Source organism: Gilvibacter sediminis, assembly GCF_028561565.1.
Classification (GTDB): Bacteria; Bacteroidota; Bacteroidia; order Flavobacteriales; family Flavobacteriaceae; genus Gilvibacter; species Gilvibacter sediminis.
This window is the reverse complement of the sequence record NZ_JAQQTE010000001.1, coordinates 179,793-194,486: the sequence shown is the minus strand read 5'-3', so window position 1 is coordinate 194,486 and position 14,694 is coordinate 179,793. Positions and strand designations below refer to the sequence as shown.

10 protein-coding genes are annotated in these 14,694 nt (G+C 43.4%); 6 read left to right on the top strand and 4 right to left on the bottom strand.

What is annotated here, in order from left to right; all coding sequences use genetic code 11:
- Positions 1-105 precede the first annotated feature (105 nt).
- The 3 genes from POW22_RS00765 to POW22_RS00750 all read left to right on the top strand — a co-directional run bounded on the left by POW22_RS00765 (position 106) and on the right by POW22_RS00750 (position 4,555).
- Positions 106-2,472, top strand: a complete 2,367-nt coding sequence (locus POW22_RS00765; RefSeq protein WP_336407695.1) for an alpha/beta fold hydrolase — start codon at positions 106-108, stop codon at positions 2,470-2,472.
- 10 nt (positions 2,473-2,482) lie between these two features.
- On the top strand, positions 2,483-3,085 hold the full coding sequence (locus POW22_RS00755; RefSeq protein WP_272830473.1) for a zinc ribbon domain-containing protein: 603 nt from the start codon (positions 2,483-2,485) through the stop codon (positions 3,083-3,085).
- A gap of 75 nt (positions 3,086-3,160) precedes the next feature.
- Entirely contained in the window at positions 3,161-4,555 is a 1,395-nt protein-coding gene (locus POW22_RS00750) for a S41 family peptidase (protein ID WP_272830471.1), read from the top strand.
- Between the two features lie 15 nt (positions 4,556-4,570).
- On the opposite strand, the gene POW22_RS00745 is transcribed toward POW22_RS00750, so the two are convergent.
- The 3 genes from POW22_RS00745 to POW22_RS00735 are packed head-to-tail and all read right to left on the bottom strand — an operon-like array spanning position 4,571 to position 9,061.
- A complete protein-coding gene (locus tag POW22_RS00745) occupies positions 4,571-5,467 on the bottom strand; it encodes a hypothetical protein (RefSeq protein WP_272830470.1) in 897 nt (298 codons plus the stop codon).
- A gap of 26 nt (positions 5,468-5,493) precedes the next feature.
- The gene (locus tag POW22_RS00740; RefSeq protein ID WP_272830469.1) at positions 5,494-8,211 is read right to left on the bottom strand and encodes a TonB-dependent receptor; all 2,718 of its coding nucleotides are present in this window, start codon (positions 8,209-8,211) and stop codon (positions 5,494-5,496) included.
- A gap of 31 nt (positions 8,212-8,242) precedes the next feature.
- Positions 8,243-9,061: a GLPGLI family protein gene (locus POW22_RS00735; protein WP_272830468.1), complete on the bottom strand. Its 819-nt coding sequence runs from the start codon at positions 9,059-9,061 to the stop codon at positions 8,243-8,245.
- A gap of 198 nt (positions 9,062-9,259) precedes the next feature.
- On the opposite strand from POW22_RS00735, the gene POW22_RS00730 reads away from it, so the two are divergent.
- Entirely contained in the window at positions 9,260-10,909 is a 1,650-nt protein-coding gene (locus POW22_RS00730) for a serine hydrolase domain-containing protein (RefSeq protein ID WP_272830466.1), read from the top strand.
- Between the two features lie 4 nt (positions 10,910-10,913).
- A complete protein-coding gene (locus POW22_RS00725; RefSeq protein ID WP_272830465.1) occupies positions 10,914-11,564 on the top strand; it encodes a GDSL-type esterase/lipase family protein in 651 nt (216 codons plus the stop codon).
- On the opposite strand, the gene POW22_RS00720 is transcribed toward POW22_RS00725, so the two are convergent.
- Positions 11,565-13,913 (bottom strand): TonB-dependent receptor, encoded by a 2,349-nt coding sequence (locus POW22_RS00720; RefSeq protein ID WP_272830464.1) that lies wholly within the window; start codon positions 13,911-13,913, stop codon positions 11,565-11,567. It abuts the gene before it with no gap.
- Between the two features lie 93 nt (positions 13,914-14,006).
- Here POW22_RS00720 and POW22_RS00715 point away from each other — a divergent pair, with 93 nt between their 5' ends.
- Entirely contained in the window at positions 14,007-14,636 is a 630-nt protein-coding gene (locus tag POW22_RS00715) for a MarR family winged helix-turn-helix transcriptional regulator (RefSeq protein ID WP_272830463.1), read from the top strand.
- Positions 14,637-14,694: the final 58 nt, after the last annotated feature.

Sequence of the window (14,694 nt, the reverse complement as noted above, 5' to 3'; positions counted from 1 at the left end):
GGCTTTTTTTTGATCTCAGGTCAATGAAATCTCACAACATGGAGTTTTTATCAAGGCTTTAAAAACTGTACCTTAGAGCTTCTGAACTATGATATTCAAAAGCATATGAGCGCTAAATTTTACGATTTTAAAAATTTTAAAGGAGATTTTACGGGTGGCTTGGTAGCTGGTGTTGTAGCCCTGCCTTTGGCTTTAGCCTTTGGTGTGCAATCTGGAATGGGAGCTACCGCCGGGCTTTACGGAGCCATAGCCGTAGGTATCTTTGCTGCGCTCTTTGGCGGCACGGCCACACAAGCGAGTGGCCCAACAGGACCTATGACGGTAGTTTCGGCAGCCTTAGTTGCTGCTGCCATTCAGATCACGGGGTCGCTCGAGTCTGCCATGCCAATTGTTGTCTTGGCGTTTTTACTTGGAGGCTTGTTTCAGATCATCTTTGGGTTTCTCAATATTGCTAGTTATGTCAAATATTTCCCCTATCCGGTAGTCTCTGGTTTTATGAGTGGGGTAGGGCTCATTATCATTATCCTGCAGATCTTTCCTTTCGCCGGATTGGGTTCATCTAAATCTACCTTAGCGGTAATACAGGATTTGCCCAGACTCTTCGCTGAGGCAAACTTGCAAGCACTGATGCTTGGAGCAGTTACCATAGCCGTTTACTATCTCTTTCCCAAGATCACCAAAGCCATTCCCAGCGCGCTTGTGGCTTTAATTGTAGCCACATTGATCGCTTATTTTGGCGATATGGCGGTCCCTGTTATTGGGGAGATCCCTTCTGGATTGCCTTCAATTAAGATCGATGGGATCTTTGAGGTAGATGCCTCGGCTTACGGCCTTGTATTAGAATACGCTGTGGTCTTGGCCGTGCTGGGAAGTATAGATTCTCTTTTAACCTCGGTGATCGCAGACAATATGACCAAGACCAAACACAATTCCAATAGGGAGTTGATCGGTCAAGGTATAGGAAATATGCTGGCTGCGGTCATTGGTGGAATTCCTGGTGCGGGAGCCACAAAAGGTACTGTGGTAAACATCAATGCCGGCGGAAAGACCAGAATGTCAGGTACGCTTCACGGTTTATTTTTATTGGCCGTTCTGCTTGGCTTAGGAAAATTGGCAGCGCATATTCCACTTTGTGTTTTGGCTGGATTGCTGATCCCTATTGGATTTAAAATTGTAGATCTCAAAGGACTCAAGCACTTGAGAAAGGTTCCCCGTGCAGATGCCGTGGTGCTTATTTTGGTGCTTCTCATAACCACTTTTGGTAGCTTGATCTACGCCGTTGGAGCTGGAGTTGCTTTGGCTTGTCTGTTGTTCATGAAAAAGTCTGGAGACCTTTCGGAACAAGGGATGGAAGTAGGTAAGATTGCGGACTTAGACGGTTCTAAACCTTGGCAAGATGAGGTTGAGTTTTACGATAAGTACAAGGATCGCGTTATCATTAAACACCTATACGGGCCACTGTTCTTTGGTTTCACCTCTTATTTTAAAGATCAGATAAAAGCCTTGCCTGAAGCTATAGACGCAGTGATTTTAAGAATGGATCGGGTGCCTTATGTGGACCAATCTGGGCTCTATGCCTTAGAGGATATCATTTTTGATCTGAGAGAACAAGGCATTGAGGTCATATTGGTTGGCTTGCAAGAACAGCCTTGTGATATGCTTAAAGCTGTTGATATCATCCCTGATCTAGTGCCAGAAGAGGATCTTTTTGCCAACATTGATGACAGTTTTGGGTACTTGAAAGCGAAACTTAAAAGCGCAAAAGCGACTGCTTATATTTTGGAAAGACCACCCATAATTTTACTGCACGGTGCCTTGGGTTCAAGGGATCAATTGGCTTCTATGGAAGCTGCTTTGTCTGGCACCTATGAGGTTTATCGCTTGAATTTTGAAGGCCATGGAGGCCGTGAATCCAATAGGGCGTTTCGCATGGAAGTCTTTGCACAAAACGTGCTTGATTTTATGAAAGAAAATCAGCTGGATGCTGCGAATTTCTTCGGATACAGCATGGGCGGTTATGTCGCATTGAAATTGGCACAAACCCATCCGCAGTATATAAAAAACATAGTGACCTACGGCACCAAGTTTGCTTGGACACCAGAGAGTGCTGCAAAAGAGGTGAAGCAACTAAACCCAGAGAAGATCTTGGAAAAGGTGCCGCGTTTCGCAACTTTTTTAGAGCAAGTGCATCAACCCAATGACTGGAAACAAGTACTTGAAAAAACTGCGGATATGATGTTAGACTTAGGGAATGGAGCGGCATTTTCTGAGCGAGAATTACGGGACGTTAAGACGCCTGTGCTTATTATGATCGGAGCGCAGGATCGGATGGTTTCAATGGAAGAATCACAATGGGCCGCTGAGCATTTAGGGCAGGGGCGTTGTGAAATAATTCAAGACGGAGTCCATCCACTAGAAAAAAACAATCCTGAACAACTGGCTAAGGTCACAATCAACTTTTTGAATCACTAACAACAACAATATGCTCATTTACGGAAGTAAAGCCATTCACTTAAACAGCAGCAAACCAAAAACAGGAACCTGTCCAAGCTGTGAAGCCACAGGAAGTATCACCTTAAATGTCTACAGAAGGCACTCACACATCTTTTGGATTCCACTGTTCCCTATGGGAAAGTTGGGTCGCGGGCATTGTGAGAATTGCAATACCGAATTCAAACCCAAAAAACTTGGTGCTTCGCATAAAGAGGCTTACTTGAGGCTTAAAAGTGAAAGCCGAGGTCCTGTTTGGCAATGGGCGGGCTTGGCCATTTTTTTGTGTTTCATAGTGGGAGCCGTTGTAGCGAGCAATGTACAGGACAAGCGTGAACTTGAATATTTGGCGGCTCCAGAAACGGGAGATATTTATAGATACAAAGCGGGTTATAGCAGTTATACGACGTTCAAAGTAGTGCGCGTAGATGCAGACAGTTTGTACATCATGGATAATTCTTATGAAGTGGATAAATACTCCGGAATCTACAAGATTGACAAGGAAGAGAATTATATGGAACCTGTTTATGGCGTTTCTCGCGAACAGGTTTTAGAAATGCATAAGGCCGGAGATATCATGCGTATAGAGCGATAATTAGCTCAACCAAATAATTTTTGAAACACTGCAGATGTTGATTCGTCTTTAAGGCGCCAAAAAAGGCTGCCAAACATGAAACGAATCATACATCAAATACTACTGCTCTGGATTTTAGTTCCACTTTTTAGTCTAGCTCAAAATTCAAACAACTTCACCAGAGAAGCTGTTTTAGCAGATCTCGATTATTTATACGATGCCCTTAGGCAAACGCATATAGCTCCATTTGCCTATGTGAGTGCACAGGAATTAGAAGCAGCCTATCAGCAGACGCGCACTGCCATCACTCAAGACTCGTTAAATGTTCTTGAGGCAACCAAACTACTGCAGCCTTTTGCAGCACAATTGAAAAATGGGCATACGGAAGTTGTTTTTCCGATTCCACAGTATATAGAATATGCTTCACAAGGAGGCAAGTTGTTTCCTTTAGAGGCTATTTTTCATCAAGGCGATTATAAAGTGACCGCCAATTGGTCTGAGGACAAACGGATCCAACCGGGGACCAAACTGCTCAGCATCAATGGCGAACCAATCCAAGACGTATTTGAAAAACTGTATCGTCAGCTTGCAGGAGAACGCCCTTACTATATTCAAACAAAGGCGGAATTTTTCACATTGCCACGACTGTATTGGCAAGTGTATGGGCCTCAGGAGTCGTTCCAAGTAGGTGTGGAACTTTCAGGGTCAGTTCAAGAACTGGAACTCTCCGCCGTAGCCGCACTGGATGATTTTGAGTACATAAGAACGGATGCTGTAAATGCCGAGATGAATCTGGAATTCACCGCTAATGCCGCCGTTTTAAATCCGGGTAGTTTTAAAGACGATCTGAATCTTTACAAGGCGTTTATAGACTCCTCATTTGTGGAAATTAAAAAAAGAAACCTTCCGAATTTAATCATTGATCTTCGGGGAAATGGCGGCGGTGACGATAGCTTTGCTGATTATTTGACCAGTTATATTGCAGACAAGCCTTTTAAATGGTGCTCCGAGTTCAAGCTGAGATCCAGCAGGCAGCTTAAAGATGCGCTAGCTGCAAATCGCGATACCACCTCTGCTTATCAGAATGCAATTTTTTCTAAAGCCAACGGAGAAGTTTTTAGTTATGATTTTCCGAAATATGAGCCAAAGCCAGCATCGCGCAGATACCAAGGTGAAGTCTATGTGTTGGTTAACAGACATTCCTATTCTCAAGCTGCAGTGACCGCAGCCCAATTAAAGGATTATGGTTGGGCGACTATAGTGGGTGAAGAGACTGCGGAGTATCCTTCGCTCTACGCATCAGTATTCAACTTTAGTTTGCCAAATACTGGGATTCCTGTAGTAGTCTCTAAGGGTGAAATTGTAAGGGTGAGTGGGGATCGATCTGCACGTGGCGTGCTTCCAGATATTGAAATTGCCAACAATCCATTTGACTCAGAAGATCAGCAACTAAAAAAGCTGCTCCAGATCCTGAAGCAGCCTTTAGACTAGATTATTTCTTGGGGATTAAATTCCTGCGCGAAGAATAAGGTCAACACCCATAAAGGGAGCAGCATCAAATTCACTGTTCAAGCGGTTTCTGTCATCACCTCCAACTTGGAAGGTCAAAACTTGTGCACCTACTTTATCTCCTTGCATGTAAAGACCATAATCCGTGGTATCGTATCCGATCTTAGCGCGTGCTAAGAGCGTCCCGTCAAACAAGCTCACTCCTGCATAAAGATTGAAGCGGATAGACTCCTCTTGTACGTAGAATCCGTCTGCATTTCCAGAAAGATCGTAAGCCTTAACAGAAGTCAAAAGGTTGGCTCCAACGCTAAAAACATCAGAGATGGCGTAGTTAGCCTCAGAACGAATCGGGAATACCGCGTTTACGTAAAACTTGCGGTTAGGGGATTTGTACCACATACCCACAAGCGGAGTGATGATGGTTCCGAAGTTTTCTGAAGACACATAACTACCAAACTTCCAGCCTTTACGACCAGAGATCTTCTTTTCAAATAATGCTAAACCTCCAAATTGGAAAGCATCTCCGCCTAGATCGTTGAAATCAGAAGCGTATTTAGGAAGTAAAACATACGTTCCGCTCCATCCGTTTCCGTGGTCCAGTTTAACACCCAGGTTAAGACGTGTCATTACCAGATTGGTTCTAAAATCGTCGTCGTGAGCAACGCTCAAGCGTGTGTTTTCATAAGTAAAACCGGCAATAAAGATCGTTTTTGCCGTGGCGGGGATCACGAAATAGGTTTCCAAGTTCGCGTTTCCAACCTCCGTTTCATCATCATTGTCAATATTTCCTAGCGTAGCTCGATTGTATTGAAACTTTACAATATCGGTGTAATCCTGCGCTTGGGTAAGGGTGGCAAACCCAATAAAAAAGGCCAAAAGAACTAATTTCTTCATGCTGTGGTGGCTGTATTAAGTTAGATTTATAGTGTATAGATAAAGCGGAAGGTAATAAATCTTGGCTGAATAAACGTCTCCGAATTAAAAACTGACACATTATTGGCACTGTTTCTCACCTGAGAATCTATGTTGAGAATGTTGGTTGCTCTGATCTCATACTCCCATTTAGAATCCCGATTCTTTCTATACGATAAACGGGCATTCCAGTTTTGGAAGGACTGTGTTTCTCCGTTGTCCAACTCCTGAATGGTATAGGCATAATCGGTTCTAAAAGTGACCGATTTCCAGATATAAGCGTCAAATTCAAAGGTCGGTGCGTTGGTGATGAAAGTAGTCTCTCTATCCCCTTGGTTGTTGTTGGTCACCACATATCTATAACTCAAAGAGATGTTTGGTGCCACTTTAAAGTTGGTTCTTAAACCGGGCGTATAGCTTTGTGTAAAGCCTTCATTGATGGAGCGCTGCCCTTGGATAAACTGGTTGATCTTGCTGTAATTGTATCGCACATTGATGCTCGCACGAACCTTTCCAAAGGTGCGTTGCACTCTTCCGAATAAACTCGCCGTCTCATCGGCAAAGGCAGAGTTAAAAAACGTACTGGTTCTAATTACGTTGTCAAAGTTGGTCAAACTTCTGATCTGATCAATATTCTTGGTATAAGCAGCTCTGGCAAATACGTTGGTGTAGTTGAATAAATTAAAACTGCTGTAAAACAAGCTCACATTATGAGCCAAAGCATTCTGCAATTCCGGCTCTCCAAAAGAAATGTTATTAATGCTATTAAAGACCAAGCCTTGCGCCAAACGCGTCACGTCTGTGAACTGGTTGCGCATCTCATAGCGGAAGGTCAACTGCTCGCTCTTCTTGAATTGAATGCGCGTTTCAAAGTCCGGTAGCAGTCTAAAGAAGTTGTCTTTAAATTCTTCTCCGGATTGAATGTTGCGGTTCCCATAAGCGTGCAGCGAGAATCCTGGGGTTACGGTAAATTTCCCCCATTTGGCTCGGTAGTGCACACCGAGATAAATATCGCTGAAGTTGTATTCGGTATCGTTGGTGTCCAAGCCGTCATTAATGGTTGGGGTTGGGTCAAATCGGCTTCCATCTTCTAAAAATTGAAAGATATTGGAATTGAATTGCTGATTGCTCAAAATGGTCCCCAAGGTAAAGTTCAAATTACTGCGCTGATTGATCACAAAATAGTGGTCCAACTTAGCGTCTAATTGATTGGATTTAATTCTTCGGTCTTGGCCAATATTGTAAAAATCTAGACTGGTATTCAGACCGAGGGCCTCCGCAGTATTGTCAAAAGCGTCCGGACTGTCCGGGTCGTTGACTAAAACTGCATTGTAAAATGGGTCTTCATTGCGCAAGAGGTGAGTGGCCTCAAAGGCAAAGATGTTGCGCTCGTTAAGCGTATAGTAGTAGTTTAGATTCTGATTGATGCTGTACGGAGTCACCTCGTCAAATTGATCGGTGTTTCCAATCACAGAAGAGAACTGATTTTGATCTTGTGTATCTCTTGAAATTCTTCCCAACACATCATAATCCATTTGATTGTTGAGGTTAGGCTGATATTTCACACTGAATTTCACCAAGCCTTGATCAGAACGTTCGCGGCTGCGCTGTTCCGTTGCTTCATCCGGAATGCCCAACTCAGGATCTGTATACTGCACAAAACTCGACTCTCTGGATAGAATTCTACTCGAATTGAAAATGGCAAACCCACTAAAATCTAGTGTGGTCTTGGGAGAATAACTAAAGTTCATAGAACCTAATTGACTCTCAATCTCTAAAGCGTTTCCTTGACTGGTCAAGAAATTCAAGCTGTTGTCTCCCAAATTAATGTCCGTACCACTGCTGCGACTCGGCGCTTGAAATCCTCCTCCAAAACCGCGGATATCTCTTCGCGTCAAGGCAACTTCTCCAGTGTTATTAAGGTCACCAATAAAGTTCAAGCTGTATTTTGGGCTGTAGTAAAAGAGCTTGGGTTGCAATAAATAAAGTTCGTCCTCCGGTGAGGATCCTCCTCCTGCAGTAACACTTCCGAACCAGAAGTTCTCTTTCCCTTCTTTGAGTTTGATGTTAATGGCCACATTGTCCTGGTTGTTGCGAACGCCGCTCAATTGACCAACTTCTGCGTAGTTTCTGAGTACTTGAACTTTAGAAACAGCGTTGGATGGAATGTTCTCTGTGGCCAGCTTGGTGTCTCCGTCAAAGAAGTCCTTGCCGTTTACCATGAGTTTATTGACCACTTTTCCTTCTACTTCGATCTGCCCGTCTTCATTGATCTCCACGCCAGGCAGGTTTTCCAAAACATCACCCAGTTTGCGCTCCGTTCCCGTATTGAAGGAGTCTGCGTTGTAAACTAGCGTATCACCCTTAACTGTCACGGGCATTTCATAAACCAACTCAACGGCATCTAGTGCGTTGTCTGGGGCTAGTTTAAAGTCTCTGTTGAGATCAGCCTCTCCGGTTTGGAGTTGCTCTTCATAGGTTTTAAAACCGATATAGCTCACTTGGAGTTTATAACTGGTATTGGCTTCAAGTTCGAGTTTGTACTTACCGGCTTCATTGGTGATGCCGTAAGATTCCAAGGCATTGGTGGAGTCGTTTATGGCAACTACATTGGCCAATTCCAAGGGAATATCCAAACTGTCTTTGACCACTCCTTGCATTTGGATCTGGGCAAGGGTTGTGCCTATGCTGCCGAGCAGCAGGGCGAAAAGGAGTAATTTTTTCATCGTAATGCGGACCTTAAACCAGGCTCGAGATTTAGTTTCTTCTTCTGCCTCGGTTATCACGCATCTCCATCATCTTCTTGCGGATGGTCATGGCGTAATCGGCTTTGTTGATCTCTTTGCCCTTGTCTGGGGCTTTAATAGCAACGGTCTCGTCAGGATTCAATACTACTTTAGAACAAAGCATGGTGGTATTTCCTGCACTTACTTCCAAAATAAGTCCTGGAAGCCCCCAGTACTCGGCAGGTCCATGGCTTACTGGGATTTGTAGCGTATACCACGCCTCAATGTCTGTAGTGGGAATTATAGGATTGCCATCGGCATCTTTTTCTTCCTCGGCACGAAGATCACTCCACTCAAAGTTGTACCAAGTGAGTTCTTTGGTTGGCACCGTGGCAGTGGCTTTAAAGCACATGTATTGCCCGATCATTTTAGAATCGCCAGCCATATTCCACTCAATATCTGCCAACTTATCTTTTACCAAGAACTTCTTTCCGTAGAATTCTTGCGCTTGGATAAGCATGTTTTGTTTAACATTCTTGTATTGCTCGCCGCGAGCAAAGTTGCTCCCCCAAGTGTCTGTGGCTCCAGACATGGCATCTATCTGATCTTCCTCATTGAAAATAGACTCTTCTTTATTGAAATCGAGGATATAGGTTTTTTCTAAACGATTTTTTAGGCGTGCGTAAACTTGTTTTTTCTCTGCCTCACTTAAGCGAGCTCCCCAGTTTCCGAGATCCATTGTAGATTTTGAGAAATAGAAGGCCTGTCCTTGGAAGTCATCTGTGGCAGGTTTAAAAGAAACAAGAATTGCGAAAACAAGCGTAACTACAGCGAATTTTAGTGTCTTCATGGTATTATTGGTTAAAGCTGGTAATTAATCGTTTAACGAAAATAAGTAAACATTAAACAAAATAAATGATTTTGTAAAAACATTAACATAGATTTTGCCGCTGTAGCGATCATCAATAATCCGCTTTGCTAGGACAATTGACAGAACTCAATTACCTTTAAAGACACTTTAACTTTTGCAGCTAAAATTACAACCACTATGAAGAAACTGTGTTTTGCTTTGTCTCTTATGATGACAAGTATAGCTTTTGCCCAAATTCCAGAAGCGGATCAAATCGATGCCGTATTCAAAGCCTGGGGGAATAGAGAAGTGCCCGGAGCATCTTTGGGAATATTTAGAGATGGGAAGATCCTATACAGCAAAGGTTACGGAATGGCCAATTTGGAATACAATATTCCCAACGATGCCAATTCGGTGTTTCGGATCGGGTCCACATCCAAACAATTTACCGCTGCCTGTATAGTGCTTTTGGAAAGTGAAGGCAAGCTCAGTTTTGATGACCCACTGTCTAAATTCTATCCAGAATTTCCCGAATGTGCTCAAAGGATCACCGTGCGTCATCTGCTAAATCACACCAGCGGAATTAGAGACTACTTACAGCTGGCCTATCTAAAAGGATATGATGACGACACCCATTATACCGACGCCGATATTATGCAATGGCTTGTAAGGCAGACCAGTCTTAATTTTGAGCCGGGAGAGGAGTATTTATACAGCAATTCTGGCTATTGGTTGTTGGGACAGATCGTGGAGAAGGCATCCGGGAGCAATATGGCAGACTACGCCAGAAACAACATTTTCAGGCCTTTGGAAATGCGCGATACCCACTTTCATAATTATCACAACAGGGTCGTGAAAAACAGGGCCTCTGGTTATGCCCCGCATTCCAGTGGAGCATTTATGATCAGCATGACCACTTTGGATATGATCGGTGATGGCGGAATCTTTACTTCTATCAATGATATTAAAAAGTGGGACGACGAATACTACAACGCGGCCGTTTTGCCTGCTGACTTTTGGGAGAAAATGACCACCCAAGGCGTGCTAAACAATGGCGAGACCATTGATTATGCTCTCGGTGTTTTTATTGAGGATTACAAAGGGGTTAAAGCGATTCGTCACGGTGGCGCTTTTGTAGGTTTTAGAGCCGAATTGGTCCGGTTCCCGGAGCACAATTTGTCCATTGCCGTATTTGCAAACCGAGCCGATGCCAGTCCTTGGAGCATGGCAGATGCCGTTGCGGATATCCTCTTAAAAGATGTTTTGAAAGAACCCGAACCCGATGCTGTTGCAGAGGTAGAAACGGCGATCCCAGCGGTGATCTTTGAAATGGAGCAAATGGTAGGTACTTATGAAATAGAGGCTGGAGTGGAATTAGAGATCGCTATTAAAAATGATTCCTTAAACCTCACACAAAAGTGGAACGGCGCCTCATATAATATTGCCAAGACCAGCGGGAACTCTTATGGAATTCCGGGTAACGATAACTTCAAGTTCACTTTCAAAGACTTGAAAGATGGAAAGACCAATACGCTTGAGGTGCAGCAACCCGGTGAGTTGACCATTACCAAGCGAAAGGTGGTTAAGGACTTTTCTGGAGTAGATCTTACCGCCTACAAGGGTAGCTACTACAGTGAAGAATTGGATGTTCGCTACGCGGTAACTGCGGTAGATGATGCCTTACAAGTTAGCATTGGTGACAATGACCCCATCTCTTTAAAACAAATTGACAACCATACCTTTAGTGGTTCAGGAGCAACGGTGGTCTTTCAAGGTTCACCCAACATAACTGCCTTTAAATTAGAATCTGGACGCGTAAAAAATGTGGTATTTATAAAACAAGACTAGTCTTATGAAAAGTTTAAAATGGCTGTTTACCTTAATGCTGCTTTTTAGCGCATTGATTGACCTCAAGGCCCAAGATCCAAACCGCTTTCAATTTGTGATCAACGGCTTTAGTAAAATGGAGATCCCTGATGGAGATCTGATTGTCATTACCGGAAGTTCCAGCGTGCGTTTTTGGGGGACGGTGCAAAAAGATTGCGCCGATGAAAAGATCATTAACACCGGTTTTGGAGGCTCTGAAGCCAGTGATTTGCTCTATCACTTAGATGCTGCTGTTCTGCGATTCAAACCCGTAAAGGTGTTCATCTATGAAGGCGATAACGACATCAATTCCGGAAAGACGCCAGAGACCATTTTAAAGACCATGAGTCAGATTGTGGGGAAGATCCGAAGCAGCTTGCCTGAAACTGAGATCTACATCATTGGTACCAAACCAAGTCCTGCTCGCTGGCAATTTGAAACAGGATATCTGGCGGTAAACAAGCTGCTTTCTGATTACGCTGAGCAGCAGGAGCAGGTAGGTTATATCGATGTTTGGAATTCGATGCTCAACGATGCAGGCAGACCCAAACCGCAGATATTCATTGGAGACAGTCTGCATATGAACCCAAAGGGATACGCCATTTGGACCGAGGCTATTTGTCCGAGTATGGATTGATTAAAAGTCCAAAACAATTCCAATACTGGGAATGAGTTGCCCTGTGTTTTGTTCTATAGCAGACAACTGTCTTGGGTTTTGAATATTTCCATCGGCATCTCTAGCCAAACCAAATTCTGTGGGTTGCGGAATGTCTTGTCCCAAAGCATTCTGTACTTCGGCAAAGACATTGAATGAGAATTTTTCAAAGTTCCATTTCTTGTCTATGCGAATATCGAGTTGGCTGAAGATCTCTAATTTTTCCTCACCCAAGCGGGAATAGTCTAACACAACCTCAGGATATGCATCCAAAGTAGCCGCTTGATCCACGGGTACAAAAGGCGTTCGGCCGGCAAAACGATACCGCGCACTGATCTCCCAATTACGAGCCAACTTATAACCTCCCGTAAAGGAAATAAGGTGACGACTGTCCCAAACGGAGGGTAAGAATTCATCGCGATCAAAGCCGGTAAACTCGCTGTAAAAGAAGGTGTAGGCAAAGATTCCGTAGAAGTTATTAGACAATTTCTGTTGGAATTGCAGCTCCAATCCGTAAGCACGACCTCTACCTACCGTAGCTATTTCTTCATTTCCCAAAACTTCAAAATCTCCTCCCTTGTTGGCTAAGGAAACACCATCAAGAACAGACACAGGATAATCCTCATAGCGCTTGTAGAAACCTTCTAAAGAAATATTGGCAGATGGCGATAAATAATGCTGAAGCCCAAGTACGAAATGATCACTTTGGGTATAATCAACATTTTGGTTGAGTAAATTCCCTTCATTATCTCTAAAACCCAAGATGGTGTAGGGAGGTAATTTATAGTAGCGTCCAGCGGTGGCGTTGATCTTCCAGTTGTCTGTAAATTCATAAGACAGAGAAAGGCGTGGGGAGAAGGTAGACAGCAGACTTTCTTCTGTAGTAAAACTGTCATCATCCATTCTAAAACCAAAGGAGAGATCAAGCTTGTCATTCAAAAAAGAGCGGGTCGCATTGGCAAAAAAGCCGTATTTGGCAAAGTCGATCTCCGTACTGAATATATTGTTGTCTAACTGATTTATCGTGTTGTTCTCATAACGCGAATATTGGACATTGGCTCCTGTTTTGATCTTCCAATCTCCGTAGAACTTAGTAAGCTCATACCGCAATTTGGTCTCGCTTTCAATGGCGTCGTTATTAAAGAGCACCCCAGATTCATTCTCAGGATCTTCAAAACGCGTGAACTCGTTATTGAGGGTGTTATTGCTCAGGGTGGTTTGCATAAATCCGCTGCCGTTCTTGAGTCTGTTCTTCCAAGTGATACCGATGGCATTGGTGCGTTGATTGATGAAAGGCGCTTGCTCAAGGGCTGCTTGCTGTGCTTCATCAAACTCCTCAGGTGCTTCCACAGAAAAATCATCAATGGACCCCAATCCTAAAAGGCTTATGGAGTTGTAGGCGTCTATTTTATGATTCAGTTTGTACTGATAATCCCAATAATTGGGTCTAAAAGGCAATCCAATCACTTCAAATAAGAATTCCAAATAGGAACGTCTAACAGAGGCTATGAACGTGGTGTTCGATTCTTCATTTTCACCGCTGAACAAAGGTCCTTCAAGCGTAAGTGCAGCTTCACTTGCACTCACGCGAAAGTTCCCACTAAAGTCTCTTGAATTTCCGTTACGCTGGTTGAATTGTAAAACTCCAGATAGCGGATTGTCATATTGAGCGGCAAAAGCTGAGGTGGAAAGGGTCACATCACTTATAAAGGAAACGTTCACCATGCCTACGGGCCCACCTGCACTTCCTTGGGTACTGAAGTGGTTGATGTTGGGGATTTCCATTCCGTCTAAATAATAAACCGTTTCATTAGGAGCCCCTCCGCGAATAATAAGGTCATTTCTAAAGCCGCCAATAGAAGGGGAGACCCCAGGGAGGGTTTGAGCTACTTGTACCACATCATTGTTACTTCCGGGATAGGTTGCAATTTCAACTGCCGATAGCGTTTGGGTGCTCAAAGGCGTTTCTCTGGGACGACTTATTCGGTTGTCATTAGAGATCACTACGGTTTCTAAAGACTCTGCAGCCTCAACGAGCTTAAAATCATAGGCCTGATTTCCTTTGGATTTGACTAAAATATTGTACCGTGTTTGAGTCTCAAATCCAAGGTAGCTTACCACAAGGTTGTAGCTTCCTGGTGTAATGTCTGTGATCCGATATTTGCCATCTATATCGGTTTGTGCTCCTTGACTGGTTCCTTCCAGCAATACCGATGCACCGAGGATGGGGATGTTTTTCTCATCAATTACAGTTCCAAATACTTCTCCACTGGTTTGTGCAAATAGTGCTGTAGGCAACAGTAAAAGCAGTAAGATCAATTTCTTTTTCATAGGATATTGATTGGTTTATTTAGCAAAATTTTTACGAAATTAGTGTGATTTTGTTCTATATTTGAATTAAGTAGTGTTAAACTAAACTTAAATATGACTATTGAAGCATTAATCAAGCACTTGGTAGACCAAGCCATTGCCTTTAAATTGGAGTCAAAAACCGATGATCTCGACTTTGGATTGTTTCTGGACGAACTCAAAAAAAATCACGAGGCAGCTACACAAGAACAAGGCAAGATCACCTACGGACGTAATTCTGCAGAGAATACGCTTATACATGTCTGTCGCATATATAGATATACCCACGGTTATCTGAAAAACGCGCTTCAGGATTCCAAATTCACTACGGATATGGATTTTGCTTTTTCGGCAGCACTCCACAGAAGAGGTCCTTTGTCTAAAATGGATTTGATCAGAGAAATGGTCTGCGAGAAGTCGTTTGGCATGGAGGTCATAAGACGTTTGTTGCGCAATGGTCTTATTGAACAAAAACCGCATCCCACGGACGGAAGAAGCACCCTTTTAGAATTAACACCTTTCGGTTTGGGAGAGACTTTCAAGGCCTACGGCATGGTTGCGCCTGCCGCGACACTTTTAAGCAAACCGCTCTCAGAAACAGAAAGTACTTCTTTAACCCGTATCCTAGAACGCTTGGATCAATATCATCTGGCTCATTACTTAGAAGGTAAACAAGATGCCGTCGCACTCTTGGAAGAGGTCTAATACGCTCTAAACACACCTCTATTGTTCTTTTTATTCTTTGATTCCGAAGTTTTATGAA